Annotated in this window: 11 protein-coding genes; 7 read left to right on the top strand and 4 right to left on the bottom strand. The window is 74.1% G+C overall.

Annotated elements, in window-relative coordinates:
* The first annotated feature begins 588 nt into the window (after positions 1 to 588).
* Positions 589 to 1,833, top strand: coding sequence for an MFS transporter (locus BS72_RS24135; RefSeq protein ID WP_232792666.1), 1,245 nt, complete (start codon positions 589 to 591; stop codon positions 1,831 to 1,833).
* A gap of 25 nt (positions 1,834 to 1,858) precedes the next feature.
* Here BS72_RS24135 and BS72_RS24130 read toward each other — a convergent pair whose 3' ends face one another.
* Complete coding sequence (locus BS72_RS24130) at positions 1,859 to 3,043, bottom strand: permease (protein ID WP_037913502.1); 1,185 nt, start codon at positions 3,041 to 3,043, stop codon at positions 1,859 to 1,861.
* A gap of 326 nt (positions 3,044 to 3,369) precedes the next feature.
* Between BS72_RS24130 and BS72_RS37470 the strand changes: the two genes are divergently transcribed.
* Genes BS72_RS37470 through BS72_RS24115 form a run of 3 tightly spaced genes read left to right on the top strand, consistent with a single transcriptional unit; the run spans position 3,370 to position 5,566 of the window.
* Positions 3,370 to 3,741, top strand: coding sequence for an effector-associated constant component EACC1 (locus BS72_RS37470; RefSeq protein WP_051951601.1), 372 nt, complete (start codon positions 3,370 to 3,372; stop codon positions 3,739 to 3,741).
* Positions 3,738 to 4,805: a caspase family protein gene (locus BS72_RS37465; RefSeq protein WP_051951599.1), complete on the top strand. Its 1,068-nt coding sequence runs from the start codon at positions 3,738 to 3,740 to the stop codon at positions 4,803 to 4,805. Before BS72_RS37470 ends, BS72_RS37465 begins: the two co-directional genes overlap by 4 nt.
* Complete coding sequence (locus BS72_RS24115) at positions 4,802 to 5,566, top strand: MFS transporter (protein ID WP_078901598.1); 765 nt, start codon at positions 4,802 to 4,804, stop codon at positions 5,564 to 5,566. Before BS72_RS37465 ends, BS72_RS24115 begins: the two co-directional genes overlap by 4 nt.
* Positions 5,567 to 5,797: 231 nt before the next feature.
* Here the strand turns inward: BS72_RS24115 and BS72_RS24110 are convergent, their stop codons facing one another.
* Together BS72_RS24110 and BS72_RS24105 are read right to left on the bottom strand one after the other, a co-directional pair.
* Positions 5,798 to 7,711: an ABC transporter ATP-binding protein gene (locus tag BS72_RS24110; RefSeq protein WP_037913500.1), complete on the bottom strand. Its 1,914-nt coding sequence runs from the start codon at positions 7,709 to 7,711 to the stop codon at positions 5,798 to 5,800.
* Entirely contained in the window at positions 7,708 to 9,528 is a 1,821-nt protein-coding gene (locus BS72_RS24105; RefSeq protein ID WP_232792665.1) for an ABC transporter ATP-binding protein, read from the bottom strand. The genes BS72_RS24110 and BS72_RS24105 overlap by 4 nt, the downstream gene beginning before the upstream one ends.
* A 505-nt stretch (positions 9,529 to 10,033) precedes the next feature.
* Here BS72_RS24105 and BS72_RS24100 point away from each other — a divergent pair.
* Positions 10,034 to 10,249, top strand: a complete 216-nt coding sequence (locus BS72_RS24100) for a cold-shock protein (RefSeq protein WP_037913497.1) — start codon at positions 10,034 to 10,036, stop codon at positions 10,247 to 10,249.
* Positions 10,250 to 10,406: 157 nt separating this feature from the next.
* On the opposite strand, the gene glgP is transcribed toward BS72_RS24100, so the two are convergent.
* Entirely contained in the window at positions 10,407 to 13,037 is a 2,631-nt protein-coding gene (gene glgP, locus BS72_RS24095) for an alpha-glucan family phosphorylase (RefSeq protein ID WP_037913494.1), read from the bottom strand.
* Positions 13,038 to 13,814: 777 nt separating this feature from the next.
* On the opposite strand from glgP, the gene BS72_RS24090 reads away from it, so the two are divergent.
* Both BS72_RS24090 and treS read left to right on the top strand, forming a co-directional pair.
* Positions 13,815 to 15,800, top strand: a complete 1,986-nt coding sequence (locus tag BS72_RS24090; RefSeq protein WP_037913491.1) for an alpha-1,4-glucan--maltose-1-phosphate maltosyltransferase — start codon at positions 13,815 to 13,817, stop codon at positions 15,798 to 15,800.
* Entirely contained in the window at positions 15,797 to 17,497 is a 1,701-nt protein-coding gene (gene treS, locus BS72_RS24085) for a maltose alpha-D-glucosyltransferase (protein ID WP_037913490.1), read from the top strand. Before BS72_RS24090 ends, treS begins: the two co-directional genes overlap by 4 nt.
* The last annotated feature ends 3 nt before the right edge of the window (positions 17,498 to 17,500 follow it).

Genomic DNA, 17,500 nt, shown 5'->3' with positions numbered 1-17,500 from the left:
GCACGTCCGGGGCCCGCGCCGGACCAGCTCGGCGACGGGGAGCGTGACAGGGACGGCGACGGGGACGGTGACGGGGCCGGCGACGGCGACGGTGCCTGTGCGGTGAACGGGGACGGGCTCCGGGTGCCGGGCGGGAGCGGCGTCGAGCTGCCGGAGCGGTCCCTGCGGCTGTACCGGGTGGTGGAGCCGGACTGAGCGCGGCCTTCCGGGCCGGCCCAGCCGCCGGGTACGGGGCCTGGCCGCCCGGCCGGGGGCCGCCGGTGGGGGTGGCGGGCGGGAGGCGGGGGGACCCGGGCTGATCAGCCGTGGAACCCGTGGGCAACCGCGTGGACGCCGCGGAGTGGTCCAGTCCATATTGGCGGGGTGAGTTCTTCCCCGCCCCCTCGCGGCCGGACCCCGCGCCGCCACGCCGGCCCGGCCGCACCCGCCGGCCCCGCCTCCCTGCCCGCCCCGGCGTCGGGCGGCCCCTCCCCCGACTCCCCCGCCGCCCCCGAGCACTCGGCCTCCGGCGCGCCCGCCCCGTCGGAGCCGTCGGACCCCTCGATACCGTCGGCGGACCCCGCGCGGCCGTCGAAGGACCCGTCGGTCCTGTCAGTCCCTTCTGACCTGTCAGTCCCGTCCGACCCCGGCGGCGAGCGGCTGTGGTCGGGGAACTTCCGGCTGTACTTCACCGCCCGCACCGTGGCGATGCTGGGCGACACGATGCTGCCGGTGGCGCTCTCCGCCGGCCTGCTGGGTTACGGCTACTCGGCCGGCGACGTCGGCCTGGTGATGGCGGCGTCCACCGCCTGCTTCGCCGGCCTGGTGATCTTCGGCGGGGTGCTGGCCGACCGGTTCGACGCGCGGGCGCAGATGATCACCGCGGACCTGGTCCGGGTCTGCTCCCAGTCGCTCGCCGCCGTCCTCTTCCTCACCCGCAGCGTGCGGCTGTGGGAGGTGGTGGTGATCGCGGTGGTGAACGGCACCGCCGCCGCGCTCTTCCAGCCGGGCGTGGCCAGCACCGTCCCCCGGGTGGCGAGGGACGTCCAGGGCGCCAACGCGGTGACCCGCACCGCGGAGTCGACGGCCGCGCTGCTCGGCCCGGCCTTCGCCGGCGTGCTGATCGGGCTCACCTCCCCCGGCGTGGTCTTCGCCGTGCACGCCTCCACCTACGCGACCAGCGCCACCTGCCTCGTCCTGCTGCGGCTGGCCCCGCCGCCGACCCGGGTGTCGCGGGCCGCCAGCAGGTTCCGCACCGATCTCATGGAGGGCTGGCGGGAGTTCCGGTCCCGTACCTGGATGTGGTCGGTGATCGTGGTGTGGATGTTCTACATGGTCCTGATGTGGGGACCGTTCACCCCGCTGGCCGCGGGGCAGATCATCTCCGGCCACGGCGCCGGCGCCTACGGCCTGGTCAACTCCTCGCTCGGCGGCGGCACCGCGGTGGGGGCGCTGCTCGCGCTGCGCTTCCGCGCCTCCCGTCCGCTGCGCGCGGGGTCCTTCGCGATCTCCGCCACCTGCCTGATGCCGCTGTCGGTGGGGTTGGACCTGCCCGTCGCGGCCGTCTGCGGCTGCGTCTTCGTCGCGGGCATCGGCTCGGCGCTGTGGGGCGTCAACTGGGCGACGTCGGTGCAGACGCACGTCCCGGGGGACATCCTCAACCGCATCCACGCCTACGAGGTGGCCGGTTCGGTGGCCATGGTGCCGGTGGGCCAGGCGATGGCCGGCCCGGCCGCGGACGCGCTCGGCACCCGCCACGTGCTGCTCACCGGTGCCGGCGTGTCCGTCCTGACGGCCGGTGTGCTGCTGGCGATACCGGCGGTCCGGAACCTGCGCCGCGCCGTACCGCGCTGAGCCCCGCCCCCTGGCCGTTCAGCGCTCAGCCGTGGTGGTGGCCGTCGGGGCCCTCCGAGCCGCCGTGGCCTTCGGGGTCCGGCGGCGCGCCGCCCATCGCGCGGAGCATGCCCATGCCGCCGGTCCGGACGAAGCGCGCCGCCAGCGCGGCCGCGAGGACGACGAAGACGATGTTGAGCCAGGTGGTGTAGTCCCACGAGACGCCCTGCGCCGGGATCTTCGCGTCGGCGTGGTCGGGGACGAGGCCGAGCCCGCCGAAGACCGCCTCCACGACGAAGCCGGCCACCGCCATGGCGGCGTAGAAGGTTCCCAGCAGGAACAGCGCCGTCCTGCCGCCGTAGTACTTCCGGTAGATGGAGAGGATCGGCAGGATCAGCAGGTCGGCGAAGACGAACGCCACGACGCCGCCGAAGCTGATCCCGCCCTTCCACAGCACCACCGCCAGCGGGATGTTGCCGATCGAGCAGACGAACGAGGCGGCGGCCACCACCGGCCCGATGAGCGGTCCCCAGACCTTGGCGGCCAGCGGGTGACCGTCGAAGAAGAAGGTGCTCCAGAACGCGTCGGGCACCCACGCGGCGATGGCGCCCGCGATGAGGATGCCGAGGACGAGGTCCCGCAGGATCGCCGCCCACTCCATGACGAAGACGTGGCTGGTGGCGGTGAGGCCGCGCGGGGAGAGCAGCCGCCGGGTGAACGGCCCCTCCCCGGGGACGGACATGTCCATGGCCGCGTGGCCCTCCATGGCGCCGGCCACCCCCCGGTCGGCCTGCGCCCGCGCCTCCCGCACCATCGACTCGCGCAGGAACAGGCGGAACAGGACGGCGAGGACCGCGATCATCACCGGCCCGCCAACGAACTCGGCCAGGGTGAACTGCCACCCCATGAGCAGCGCGAGGATGACGCCCATCTCCACCACGAGGTTGGTGGAGGCGATCTCGAACGCCATGGCGGCGCTGAAGTGCGCGCCCTTGCGGAACAGCGAGCGGGCCAGCGCCACGGCCGCGTAGGAGCAGGAGGACGACGCGACGCCCAGCCCCGCGGCCACGGCGAGCGTCCGGGGCCGGTCGTCGCCGAGCAACCCCGCCACCGTGGCCGGGCTGACCACGGCCTGCACGACGGCGGACAGCGCGAAGCCGAGCACCAGGGCCCACAGGATCTGCCAGGCCATCGCCCCGGCGAGGGAGAGGGCGTGCAGTACGGCGTCCATGCCTCATGCCTTCCGCTGCCGTCAGGCCGTCCGGCGCGCCCGCCCCGGCTCTCCCGCCCGCGCTCCCGCGCCTGCGGCGACCATACCCGACGGGGGTATGCGAAGCCCCGCGACCGGCCCGCGACCGGCCCCCGTCCGGCCCCCGTCCGGCCCGCGACCGGCTCCTCGTCCCGCGCCGGCGGTGAGGTCGTGTCCGGGCAGAGCGGTCCCGGGGCCGCGTTCGGCACCGCGCGGGGTCCGGCAGCCCGGCTCCGAGGTCCGCCGGCCTGTCCGGCGACCTTCACAAAACCCCGGCGGCGAACGGCCGTTCGCGCAAGGATGGGCGTGTGACGGGAGAGACGGGAGACCTCCGGATCGAGGTCGGCGGCGGGGCGGACGATCTGAGGTCGCTGTACCACTGGCTGCGCGACGAGGAGAGCCTGCGGGGAAGGGTCCGCGGTGAGAGCCCCCTTCCCGGGGAGGCGGAGATGGGCGCCGGCCTGCTCGACGTCCTTGTCGTGGCCGCCGGCTCGGGCGGTGTGGGCGCGGTCCTCGCGGGCGCCCTCTCCACCTGGATCGCACAGCGGCGCTCCGACGTCGAGATCACCATCACCGCCCAGGACGGCTCCACGGTCGAGGTCAAGGGGGCCCGGGTCGACGCGCACGTCCTCATGCGGGATGTCGAACGGCTGCTGGAGCGGGGGGAGCGGGAGGAGTGAGCCGTTTCCCGGAGCCCGCCGGGTCGCGGGCCGTCCTGCTCGGCGCCGGCCGCTATCCCTCCGGCAGCGGTCTGCACGCGCTGCCCGCGGTCGCGGCGAACCTCGCCGATCTGGCCGCGGCGCTCACCGACCCCCGGACGGGCACGCTCGCGCCGGACCACTGCACGGTGGTCGCGGAGCCCCTGACGCCCGGCGGGATCGGGGACGCGGTCGCGCGGGCCGCGGCCACCGCGACGGACCTGCTCCTCGTCTACTACAGCGGGCACGGCCTCGTGGACGACCGCGGCCGGCTCCACCTCGCCCTGTCCACCACCGATCCGGACCGGCTGCGGTGGACGGCCGTGCCGTTCGATGTGCTGCGCGAGGAGATCGCCGACAGCGCCGCGGCCGTCAGGGTCCTGGTGCTGGACTGCTGCTTCTCCGGGAGGGCCATCCACGCGATGGCCGACCACCACGGCGTGATCACCGGGCAGATCGACGTCGCCGGCACGTACACGCTCACCTCGTCGGCGGCGAACGCGCCCTCGCACGCGCCCGTGGGCGCCACCCACACCTCCTTCACCGAAGCCCTGCTCACCGGGCTCGCGAGCCCGGAACCGCTCACGCTGGACGAACTGTTCACCCATGTGTACGGCCACCTCGCGGCGCGGGGGCTGCCCAGGCCGCAACGCCGTGCCGTCAACGCGGCCGGCGCTCTGGCCCTGTCGAAGGGTTCACTCGCCGGCACCGCGCCTCCTCCGGCCGTCTCCCGGGGGCCACGCCAGGCCGACAGGGCCGAGCCGCCTGCCACGCCTGGGACCGGACCTGGGCCTGCGCCGTCGGGGCTCTCACGCCCGGACGCCGCCTCCCCGTCCGGGCCGGTACGCGCGGGGTTCGTCGGTTCGGAGTTGCCGGCGCCCCCCGCAGCCTCGGCGGAGGCGGAGGCGGAGGCCGCGCCCCCGACCCGCCCCGGCCGTCCGGACGCCGGCGTCGGGCAGCGTGCGGCGGCCGGCGGCCGGCGCCCCAGGCCGGGGGCGCGGCGCGGCCGGCCTCGGCCGCCGCCCGGCTGCTCGGCCTCGCGATGACGTGCCTACCCGCGTTCCTCGTCGTCCTGGACATGCCGCTCGGGGCACGGCTCCTCCTGAGCCTCGCGGAGGCCCAGGGCATCGCCTTCAGCACGGTGCACGACCTGGTCTACCTCTACGCGGCGCCGTTCGGCGCGGTCATGCTGCTCGTCGCGCTGTTCGGCCGAGCCGGGTGGCAACGCGGCGCGTTCGGCACCGGGCTGGCCGCCTTCGGCGTCGGATCGGTCATGTGCGCCGTGGCGTCCGGACCGCTCCTGGTCGAGACCGGCCGCTTCCTCCAGGGTGTGGGAGCCGCGCTGATCATGCCGTTCTCCCTCCGGCTGACGACACGATCCGTTCCCCTCGGCAGGGAGCGGATCGCGATCGGCGTGTGGGCGGCCGCCGTCGGCCTGGGGTTCGCCCTCAACGTGGCCATCACCGAGACCATCACGGACACGCTCTCCTGGCGCTGGGTGTTCCTGCTCAACGCCCCGGTATGCGGCCTCAGCCTGATGCTGCTCCCCGCCCTGTTCACCGCGCACCGCGTCGCGCTCCGCCCCCTCGGCAGAGAGGTGGTGCTCCTCGGGGCCGCGGGTGCGCTCGTCCTCGTCGCCGGAGCCCTCGTGAACACCATCGGGGAGCTGCCCGAGACCGTGCCGTACTGGGCCGGGTCCGCACTGCTGGTGGCCGGAACCGTCCTGCTGGCCACGGCCGTCCACCGGCGCTCGCCGACCGGGCACGACCACGCGGTGGACGCGGTGCCCTTGGCGGTCCACCTCTGACGGGACTGGTGCCACGACAGGCTGTACTCGCCCGGGCCGGTGGTATCCGCCGCCGACGGCCGCCGGGAGCTGACCCACGTCAGGGAAGAAGGACCTCCCGACGCCGCGGCGAAGACCCTGCGCCGCCCGGTCAGGAGGTTCCTGGTGCTGCTGGGCACGGGCCCGTCCTCGTCCCTCCCGGTGCGGCGGTGCGGGACGGCCGGCCGGTGTGCCGCCCCGCACCGCAGCGGGTCACACCAGGCTGTCCCGCCAGGCCTGGTGGAGGCCGGCGAAGTGGCCCTCGCCCGCGATGAGTTCGGCGGGGGTGCCGTCCTCGACGACGCGGCCGTCGCGCATCACCAGCACCCGGTCGGCGATCTCCACCGTGGACAGGCGGTGCGCGATGACGACCGCCGTCCGACCGTGCAGCACCGTGGCCATGGCGTGCTGCACCGCCCGCTCGCCGGGCACGTCGAGCGAGGAGGTGGCCTCGTCCAGGATGAGTACGGCCGGGTCGGCCAGCAGCGCCCGGGCGAAGGCGACCAGTTGGCGCTGCCCGGCGGAGATCCGGCCGCCGCGCTTGCGCACGTCGGTGTCGTAGCCGTCGGGCAGGGCGGCGATGAAGTCGTGCGCGCCGATCGCCTTCGCGGCGGCCTCCACCTCCTCGCGGGTGGCGTCGGGGCGGCCGATGGTGATGTTGTCGGCCACGGTGCCGGAGAAGAGGAACGCCTCCTGGGTCACCATGACCACCCCGCCGCGCAGTTCGGCCGGGTCCAGGTCGCACAGCGGCACCCCGTCGAGCAGCACCCGGCCGTCGGTGGGGTCGTAGAAGCGGGCCAGCAGCTTGGCGAGGGTGGACTTGCCGGCGCCGGTGGCGCCGACCACCGCGACGGTCTGCCCGGCCGGCACCCGCAGGTCGAAGACCGGGAGCACGTCGCCGCCGGTCCGGTAGGCGAAGCGGACGCCCTCGAAGACGACCTCCCGGCCGGCCGGCCCGTCGGCGGCGCGGACCGGCAGCGGCACCGGCTGCTCGGGCGCGGGCACGGTGGGGCGCTGGGCCAGCAGACCGGCGATCTTCTCCAGCGAGGCGGCGGCGGACTGGTAGGAGTTGAGGAACATCCCCAGCTGGTCGATCGGGTCGTACAGCCGCCGCAGGTACAGCACGAACGCGGCCAGCACGCCCAGTTCCATCCCGCCGCCCGCCACCCGGTAGGCACCCCACAGCACGATGCCGGCGATGGTCACGTTGGCGATCAGCCGGGAGCTGACGACGTACCGGGCCATCTCCAGGATCGCGTCGCCGTTGGCCTGGTACTGCTCGTCGTTGAGGGCGCCGAACTCCTCCTCGTTGGGGCGCTCCCGGCGGAACGCCTTGACCGGGCGGATGCCGTTCATCGTCTCGGTGAACTTGACGATCACGGCCGCGTTGGCGGTGGAGCGCTTGCGGTAGGCGACCATCGAGCGGCGCCGGAAGCGGCTGATGGCCGCGGCCAGCGGCAGGTAGGAGACCAGGGTGACCAGCCCGAGGCGCCAGTCGAGGAAGACCAGCACGGCGGTGATGTAGACCGCCGAGAGCACCACCTCGACGAGTTCGTCGAGGCCGTCGTTGAGGAGCTCGCGGATGGACTCGACGTCGGAGGTGGCGCGGGCGATCAGCCGGCCGGAGGTGTAGCGCTCGTGGAAGTCGAGGCTGAGCTGCTGGGCGTGGCGGAAGATCCGGCCGCGCAGCTCGACCAGCACGTCCTGGCTGACCCGGGCGGCGGTGCGGATGAACGCGTTCTGGAGGCCGCCGGAGGCCAGCCCGCAGCCGATGTAGGCGAGGGCGGCGGCGATGAGCGGACCGTGCCGTCCGTCGCGCACGGCGGGGATGCCGCGGTCGATCGCGTACGCCACCAGGAGCGGGCCGACCTGTACGGCCGCCTGCTGGACCAGCAGCAGCACGCTGGCCAGGCAGACCCTCGCGCGGTACGGGGTGAGCAGCGAACGCAGCAGCGCGGCCTGGGCGTTGCGGGGCGCGGGCAGCACGTCCTGGGCGAAGGGGTCGTCGGGGCCGCCCTCCGCCTCTCCGGGGTCGGGCGCGGTCGGCGCCGCCTCCTCGGGGGACGGGCGGTCCCCGTCGCGTTCGTTCCCCTCGCGCTGCCCGTTCTGCTGAGCCACGGACGTCATCGGGCGTCGCTCCCTTCCAGCGCGGCGCGGCCGGCGTGCGGCTCGGCCGGTGCGGTCTCGGTATGCGGCTCGGCGGCCGGTGCGGTCCGGGCTTCCGTGCCGGCGGCCGGTGCGGTCCCGGTGAGGTCCGGCTCGGCCGCCGAGCGGTCCTCGCGCTCCGCCTCCGGGTGCGCACCGGGGTCGCGGTCCTCGCCCGACATCAGGTGGCGGTACTCCGCGCTCTCCCGCAGGAGTTCGGCGTGCGTGCCGACGGCGGTGATCCGCCCTCCGGACAGCAGCGCGACGCGGTCGGCGAGCATCACCGTGGACGGCCGGTGGGCGACGACCAGGGCCGTGGTCTCCCGCAGCACGTCGCGCAGCGCCGTCTCCACCCGGGCCTCGGTGTGCACGTCGAGCGCGGACAGCGGGTCGTCCAGGACGAGGAACGACGGCCGCCCGACGACCGCCCGGGCCAGCGCCAGCCGCTGCCGCTGGCCCCCGGAGAGGCTGAGCCCCTGCTCGCCGACCTGTGTGTCCAGGCCCTTGGGGAGGCGGTCGACGAAGTCGCACTGCGCCACGGCCAGCGCCCGGCGCACCGCCTCCTCGTCGGCGCCCTCCGGGCCGGCGCCCATGGCGACGTTCTCCCGCACGGTGGCCGAGAAGAGGGTGGGCTCCTCGAAGGCGACGGCGATCATCGCGCGCAGGTCGTCGGCGGGCAGCACGGCGGTGTCGGCGCCGTCGAGGGTGATCCGGCCGGCGGTGGCGCCGTGCAGCCGGGGCAGCAGCGCGGTCAGCGTGGTCTTGCCGCTGCCGGTCGCGCCCACCAGGGCCATCGTCTCGCCGGAGCGGATGTGCAGGTCGACGCCGGAGAGGAGTTCCGGCGCCTCGGCCGGCGCGTCCGGATAGCGGAACCGGACACCCTCCATGCGGACGCCGTCGGCGCCGGTGGAGCCCGCGGTGGGCGGCGGGTCGGCCGGCACCGGGGTGTCCAGCACCTCGAAGTAGCGGTCGGCCGCGGTGGCGGCCTCGTTGCTCATGGCGAGCAGGAAGCCGATGGACTCCACCGGCCAGCGCAGCGCGAGGGCGGTGGACAGGAACGCCACCAGGGTGCCGGCCGACAGCCGCCCGTCGGCGACCCGCAGCGAGCCGAAGAGCAGCGCGGCGCCGATCGCCACCTCCGGCAGCGCCATGATGACGGACCAGATGTTGGACAGCAGCCGGGCCTTGTGGATCTCGGTGCGCCACAGCTCGCGGGTCTGCCGGCGGTAGGCGTCGGCCTGGTTCCGGTGGCGGCCGAACGCCTTGATGATCCGGATGCCCAGCACCGACTCCTCGACCAGCGTGGTGAGGTCGCCGGCCTGGTCCTGGGCGCGGCGGGCGGCCAGCGCGTAGCGGGTCTCGAAGTACGAGCACAGCACCCCCAGCGGCACGGCCGGGGCCAGCAGCACCAGGCCGAGCGGCCACGACTGGGTGAACAGGATGGCGAACCCGATGGCCACGGTGGCGGCGTTGACGGCCAGGAACACCAGCGGGAACGCCAGGAACATCCGCAGCACCTGGAGGTCGGTGGTGGCCCGGGAGAGCAACTGCCCCGACGCCCAGCGGTCGTGGAACTCCACGGGGAGCCGCTGCAGCCGGACGTACAGCCGGCGGCGCATCTCGGCCTCGACCCCGGCCAGCGGGCGCGCCACCAGCCAGCGCCGCAGGCCGAAGAGGGCCGCCTCCACCAGCCCCAGCAGCAGCAGGAGGCCGCCGCCGAGCCACACGCCGCCCGGGTCCCGGTCCTGCACCGGGCCGTCCACCATCCACTTCAGCACCAGCGGGATCAGCAGCGACATGGACGACGCGACCACCGCCACCACGGCGGACGACACGAGCCGCCCGCGCACCGGTCTGACGAACGGCCACAGGCGCGCGAGGGAGCGGACGGTGGAGCGATGGGCGCTTCCGGGCGGGCTGGGGTCATGGATGGCTGAGGTCACCCGCCGACACTAAGGGCACCCTGTGACAGCCCTCACCTGGTTTTCCCGCCGCCGAGGCCCCCTTTCGGCCATGCCCCTGACCTGCGCGGCCGACACGCCGGGCGGCATCCGGCGCGCGGGCCGTGCGGCACACCCGACGCACGGCGCGCACGCCCCCGACACGCCCGGCCGCGCACGCTCCGGCGCGCCCGGCCGCGGCCCGCGCGGACGCGGATGGGGCCACCCGGGCGGGTGATCGAGGAGCGCCCGAATACTTTTTGACGGTTTAATCCGGTGTGGGGTGATCATCCATGAGCGCCCGATTCCGTACAGTGCGGATCTGGAAACCCCGCACCACCCGCAAGACCCGTAGGAGAGGGATATGGCAACCGGAACCGTGAAGTGGTTCAACTCGGAAAAGGGCTTCGGCTTCATCGAGCAGGACGGCGGCGGCTCCGACGTCTTCGCCCACTACTCCAACATCCAGGCCACCGGCTACCGGGAGCTGCTGGAGGGGCAGAAGGTGGAGTTCGACGTCACCCAGGGCCACAAGGGCCCGCAGGCGGAGAACATCCGCACCGTCACCACCAACGCCTGAGGACGTCCCCCGGGCCCTCGCGCGGGCGCCCCGGCGGTACCCACGGGAGGGCCCGCACCGCCACCGCGGTGCGGGCCCTCCCGCCGTGCTCCGGCCGCCGCCGTGCCCGGCCCGGGCCCCGCCGGAACCCGGCGGGGCCCGGAACCCGGCGGGCCGCTCAGCGCAGTACGCCCCCGGTCATGCCCTGCGACTCGGCCGGGAAGGCCACCAGGCCCATCTCGCCCGGGTCGTCGAGCAGCCGGTGGGACGGCCTCACCCGGACGGTGTAGCCGAAGGCGCCCGTCCGGTAGAGGCTGAGCGGACCCTCGTAGGCGTACCGCCCGGAGGTGTCGCTCACCGCGGCGGCCTTCAACGAGACCGCGGCCGGGGCGGTGATCCGGTCCCCGGCGTCCACCCGGCCCGACACCAGCTGCACGTCGACGTCGGACGGGTCCAGCCCGCCCAGCGCCACCTGCGCGCGCAGGGTGAGCGTGGCGCCCAGCTCCGGCGCGCCGTCGGCGGCGTCCCCGTCGAAGGCGGTCTCCACGTGGGCGACGGCCACCTGGGGCCAGTGCCGGCGCACCCGGGCCTTCCACTGGGCGAGCTCGGCCGCGGCCGGGCCGCGCAGCGCGCGGTGCGAGCGGGCGGCCGGGGTGTAGAGCCGGTCGACGTACTCGGCCACCATCCGGCTGGCCAGCACCTTCGGGCCCAGCGTGGCCAGGGTGTGCCGCACCATGCGCAGCCAGCGCTGCGGCAGCCCGGCGTCGGCGGTGTCGTAGAAGCGGGGCGCGACCTGGTGCTCGATCAGGTCGTAGAGCCCGGCGGCCTCCACCTCGTCGCGGCGGTCCTCGTCGGCGATGCCGTCGGCGGTGGGGATCGCCCAGCCGTTCTCGCCGTCGTACCACTCGTCCCACCAGCCGTCGCGGACCGAGAGGTTGAGGCAGCCGTTCAGCGCGGCCTTCATGCCCGAGGTGCCGCACGCCTCCAGCGGGCGCAGCGGGTTGTTGAGCCACACGTCGCAGCCCGGGTAGAGCAGCCGGGCCATCCGCATGTCGTAGTCGGGCAGGAAGACGACGCGGTGCCGCACCCGGGGGTCGTCGGTGAACCGGACCAGTTCCTGCACCAGGCGCTTGCCGCCGTCGTCGGCGGGGTGGGCCTTGCCGGCCACCACGATCTGGATCGGCCGCTCGGGGTGGAGCAGCAGCGAGGTGAGCCGTTCGCGGTCGCGCAGCATCAGGGTGAGCCGTTTGTAGGACGGCACCCGGCGGGCGAAGCCGATGGTGAGCACGTCGGGGTCCAGGACGTGGTCGGTCCAGCCCAGTTCGGCGTCGCCGGCCCCGCGCTGCCGCCAGGAGGCGCGCAGCCGCCGGCGGACGTCGGCGACGAGCTGTTCGCGCAGGGTGCGGCGCAGCTCCCACAGCTCGGCGTCGGGGACGTCGGCGAGCGCCGCCCAGCGGTCGGTGCCGCCGGTGGCCAGCGCGTCCTCCGTCCACGGGGCGCCGAAGGGGGTGCTGCCCAGGCGCTGCACCTCGGGCGCGACCCAGGTGGGGGCGTGCACGCCGTTGGTGACGGAGGTGATGGGCACGTCCTCGGGGTCGAAGGCGGGCCACAGGCCGGCGAACATGCCCCGGCTGACCGCGCCGTGCAGGGTGGAGACGCCGTTGGCGCGCTGGGCCAGCCGCAGGCCCATGACGGCCATGTTGAACAGGCGGGGGTCGCCGCCGGGCTGGGTCTCGCGGCCCAGTTCCAGCACCCGGCCGATGTCGACGCCGGGCAGCTCGCCGCCGTCCCCGAGGTGGCGGGCGACCAGGTCGCGGTCGAAGCGGTCGATGCCGGCGGGTACGGGGGTGTGGGTGGTGAAGAGGGTGCCGGCCCGCACGGCCTCCAGGGCGGCGTCGAAGTCGAGTCCGTCCTGGGCGAGTTCGCGCATCCGCTCCAGGCCGAGGAGGCCGGCGTGGCCCTCGTTGGTGTGGAAGACCTCGGGTTCGGGGTGGCCGGTGATCCGGCAGTAGGCGCGTACCGCCCGGACCCCGCCGATGCCCAGCAGCATCTCCTGGAGCAGCCGGTGCTCGCTGCCGCCGCCGTAGAGGCGGTCGGTGACGTCGCGTTCGGCGGGTTCGTTGGCCTCGGTGTCGGAGTCGAGCAGCAGCAGCGGGACCCGTCCGACCTGGGCGGTCCACACGCGGGCGGTCAGCGTCCGGCCGCCGGTGAGGTGCAGGGTGACGGCGGCGGGCGAGCCGTCGGGCTCGCGCAGCGGCGCCAGCGGCATGGAGTTGGGGTCGAGGACGGGGTAGTGCTCCTGCTGCCAGCCCTCCCGCGACAGGCTCTGGCGGAAGTAGCCGTGCCGGTAGAGCAGCCCGACGCCGATGATCGGTACGCCGAGGTCGCTGGCGGTCTTGAGGTGGTCCCCGGCGAGGATGCCCAGGCCGCCGCTGTACTGCGGCAGGGCCGAGGTGATGCCGAACTCCGGGGAGAAGTAGGCGATGGCGGAGGGCAGCTCGTCCTGGTCGGCGCGTTCCTGGTACCAGCGCGGGCCGGCGGTGTAGTCGGCCAGGTCCTCGGCGGCGGCGGCGAGCCGGCGCAGGAAGCGGCGGTCGGCGGCGAGGGCGGTCAGCCGCTCCTTGGCGACCGAGCCGAGCAGCCGGACCGGGTCTCCCTGCGCCGCCTGCCAGCCCTCGGGGTCGACGCTGCGGAACAGCTCCCTCGTCTCCTGGTGCCAGGACCAGCGGAGGTTGCGGGCCAGGTCCCCCAGCGGGCGCAGGGGTTCCGGCAGGACGGTGCGCACGGTGAATCGACGGATAGCCTTCACGCCGTCGACCGTAGCCGGGCCGGGCGGGGGCCCGGGGGCGCTGTCCACGATCTTTGGCTCCAAACGCGCTAACGGCGGCTCACGGGGGTGACGGCGTACGGCCGGGTGGCGGCGGGCGCCGTCCCGTGCGCCGCCGGCACGTCCGGGGGCGCGCGGCAGGTCCCCCTGACGACGGCCGGGACGGGCGCGGCACGGGCGTGGGACGGGCCGCGGACCGGTACGGAGCCGGTGCGGGACCCGGTGCGGGGCGGGGGCGCGACGGGAGTTCGGCGGCCGGGCGGCGGTCGGGGGGCGGTCGGGGGCCGCCGGGAAACAGCCCGCGCGGGTGCGGGCGCGGGGCGGTGCCGGGGCGCCGCGGCGGGGCGGGGCGGACGGCGGCGGACCTCGCGGGGCCGGTGGCCGGAAACGTCCGCGGCCCGTTGGAGCCCTCCGGTGGCATTCACCCTTTCGGGTGTGCGCCGGGGCGCGTTGCGGGGCGCGGACGGGCGACGCGATGCGCCGACCGGCGCGATGCCCCCACCGGCGGTTCGGCCGGTCCGGCGCAGGCCGGTCCGGCCGCCCGTGACGGGGCGCGCGCCCGGGCGCGCGCTCCCGAACGGTCGTCAGGCGGCGGGTTCCCGCGTCGATGGGTGGGCAGGCTCCCGGCGGGCAACGATCGGCTCGTCAGCCGGCCGGGTGAACCCCTCCCGGCCGGCCGGCGCGAGCGAGCCGGTTCGGCCAAGAACAGTTAAAAAGAGCGGGGGTCTCCATCCGCCGTGCGAGTTGTCAGGTGAGGCAATGATCGGTCGTATTCCCGTCCTCGACGTCCAGCCCGTCGTCGACTGCGGCCGCCGCCCGGCCAAGGCGGTGGTCGGCGAGACCTTCCAGGTGACCGCGACGGTCTTCCGCGAGGGCCATGACGCCGTCGCCGCCAACGTGGTGCTGCGCGACGCGGCCGGCCGCTCCGGGCCGTGGACGCCGATGCGGGAGCTGGCGCCGGGCACCGACCGCTGGGGGGCGCGGGTCACCCCGACGGCCGAGGGGCGCTGGACGTACACGGTGGAGGCGTGGTCGGACCCGGTGGCCACCTGGCGGCACACCGCGGGGATCAAGGTCCCGGCGGGCATCGACACCGAGCTGGTGCTCGCCGAGGGCGCGCAGCTGTACGAGCGGGCCGCCTCCGGGGTGCCGAAGAACGACGGGCGCCCGGTGGTGCTGGCCGCGGTGGACGCGCTGCGGGACACCGCGCGGCAGCCGGCGGCCCGGCACGCGGCGGCGCTGGCGCCCGAGGTGGTGGCGGTGCTGGACCGTCACCCGTTGCGCGAACTCGTCAGCGCCTCCCGTCCGATGCCGCTCCAGGTGGAGCGGGAGCGGGCGCTGTTCGGCTCCTGGTACGAGCTCTTCCCGCGCTCCGAGGGCGCCGTGGAGCGGGCCGACGGCACCCTGCGGCCGGGCACCTTCCGCACCGCGGCCGACCGGCTGCCGGCGGTGGCCGCGATGGGCTTCGACGTGGTGTACCTGCCGCCGATCCACCCGATCGGCACCGCCTTCCGCAAGGGCCGCGACAACAGCCTGACAGCCGGCCCGGACGACGTCGGCTCGCCGTGGGCGATCGGCTCGGCCGAGGGCGGCCACGACGCCGTCCACCCGGACCTGGGCACCCTGGCGGACTTCGACTACTTCGTGGCGCGGGCCCGGGAGCTGCGCCTGGAGGTGGCGCTGGACTTCGCGCTCCAGTGCTCCCCGGACCACCCGTGGGTGGAGAAGCACCCGGAGTGGTTCGCGCACCGGGCGGACGGCTCGATCGCGTACGCGGAGAACCCGCCGAAGAAGTACCAGGACATCTACCCGCTCGCCTTCGACCGGGACTTCGGCGGCATCGTCCGGGAGACGCTGCGGCTGCTGCGGCACTGGATGGGGCACGGGGTGCGGATCTTCCGCGTCGACAACCCGCACACCAAGCCGGTGGTCTTCTGGGAGAAGGTGATCGCCGACATCAACCGCACCGACCCGGACGTGATCTTCCTGGCCGAGGCGTTCACCCGCCCCGCCATGATGAGCACCCTGGGCAAGATCGGCTTCCAGCAGTCGTACACCTACTTCACCTGGCGTACCGGCAAGGAGGAGCTGGCGGAGTACGCGCGCGAGCTCAGCCGGGACACCGCCGCCTGGATGCGGCCCAACCTGTTCGTGAACACCCCCGACATCCTGCACGCCTACCTCCAGCAGGGCGGCCGGGCCGCCTTCGAGGTCCGGGCGGTGCTGGCGGCGACCCTCTCCCCCAGTTGGGGGATGTACGCCGGCTTCGAGCTGTGCGAAGGCGTGCCGGCCCACCCGGGCAGCGAGGAGTACGCCGAGTCCGAGAAGTACCAGCTGCGGCCGCGGGACTGGTCCCGGGCCGAGGCCGAGGGGCGCTCGCTGGCCCCGCTGATCACCACGCTCAACCGGCTCCGGCGCCGTCACCCGGCGCTCCGGCAACTGCGCGACATCGCGTTCCACCCGGTGGACAACGGTTCGCTGCTGGCGTTCTCCAAGCGCAGCGGCGACGACGTGATCCTGGTGGTCGCCAACCTGGACCCGTACCACACCCAGGAGGCGACCGTCTCGTTGGACATGCCGGAACTCGGCCTCTCCTGGCACGAGTCGTTCCCGGTGCGCGACGAGCTCACCGGCGACACCTACCACTGGGGCAGGGACAACTATGTGCGCCTGGAACCGGGCCGTGCGCCCGCGCACATCATGTCGCTGCGACCGTCTCCATCGATCGGAGGGTCACTCAGTTGATCGTCAACGAACCCGTCCCTGACACCTTCGCGGACACACCGGCCAAGGACCGCGACCCCGACTGGTTCAAACGGGCGGTGTTCTACGAAGTCCTCGTCCGCTCCTTCCAGGACAGCAACGGCGACGGTGTCGGGGATCTGAAGGGCATCACCGCGAAGCTGGACTACCTGCAGTGGCTCGGGGTCGACTGCCTCTGGCTGCCGCCGTTCTTCGCCTCCCCGCTGCGCGACGGCGGCTACGACGTCTCGGACTACACCGCCGTCCTGCCGGAGTTCGGCGACCTCGCCGACTTCGTGGAGTTCGTGGACGCCGCCCACCAGCGCGGCATGCGCGTCATCATCGACTTCGTCATGAACCACACCAGCGACCAGCACCCGTGGTTCCAGGCGTCCCGCAGCGACCCCGACGGGCCCTACGGCGACTACTACACCTGGGCGGACGACGACAAGAGCTACCCGGACGCCCGGATCATCTTCGTCGACACCGAGACGTCGAACTGGACCTTCGACCCGGTCCGCAAGCAGTACTACTGGCACCGGTTCTTCTCCCACCAGCCGGACCTCAACTACGAGAACCCGCAGGTGCAGGAGGAGATCCTGGCCGCCCTGAAGTTCTGGCTGGACCTGGGCATCGACGGGTTCCGGCTGGACGCGGTGCCGTACCTGTACCAGAAGGAGGGCACCAACTGCGAGAACCTGCCGGCCACCCACGAGTTCCTCAAGCGGGTGCGGCGGGAGATCGACGCGAACTACCCGGACACCGTGCTGCTCGCCGAGGCCAACCAGTGGCCCGAGGACGTGGTCGACTACTTCGGCGACTACAGCCGCGGCGGCGACGAGTGCCACATGGCGTTCCACTTCCCGGTGATGCCGCGGATCTTCATGGCGGTGCGCCGCGAGTCGCGCTACCCGGTCTCCGAGGTGCTGGCCAAGACCCCGGCGATCCCGGGCAACTGCCAGTGGGGCATCTTCCTGCGCAACCACGACGAGCTGACCCTGGAGATGGTCACCGACGAGGAGCGCGACTACATGTACGCGGAGTACGCCAAGGATCCGCGGATGCGCGCGAACATCGGCATCCGCCGCCGGCTGGCCCCGCTGCTGGACAACGACCGCAACCAGATCGAGCTGTTCACCGCGCTGCTGCTGTCCCTGCCCGGCTCGCCGATCCTCTACTACGGCGACGAGATCGGCATGGGCGACAACATCTGGCTCGGCGACCGGGACGGGGTGCGCACCCCGATGCAGTGGACCCCGGACCGCAACGCCGGCTTCTCCTCCAGCGACCCGGGCCGGCTGTACCTGCCGACGATCATGGACCCGGTCTACGGCTACCAGGTCACCAACGTGGAGGCGCAGACCAGCTCGCCCAGTTCGCTGCTGCACTGGACCCGGCGGATGATCGAGATCCGCAAGCAGAACCGGGCGTTCGGCCTGGGGTCCTACACCGAACTGCCCTCCAGCAACCCGGCGGTGCTGGCGTTCCTGCGCGAGTACGGCGACGACCTGGTGCTGTGCGTCAACAACTTCTCCCGGTTCGCCCAGCCCACCGAGCTGGACCTGCCGCAGTTCGAGGGCCGCCACCCGGTGGAGCTGATCGGCGGGGTGCGCTTCCCCGCCATCGGCCGGCTGCCGTACCTGCTGACCCTGGCGGGGCACGGCTTCTACTGGTTCCGGCTGCGCAAGGACCCGTCCTGACGG

It is taken from the genome of Actinacidiphila yeochonensis CN732 (genome assembly GCF_000745345.1).
GTDB classification, from domain to species: Bacteria; Actinomycetota; Actinomycetes; order Streptomycetales; family Streptomycetaceae; genus Actinacidiphila; species Actinacidiphila yeochonensis.
This window is presented reverse-complemented; position numbering and strand designations above follow the sequence as displayed.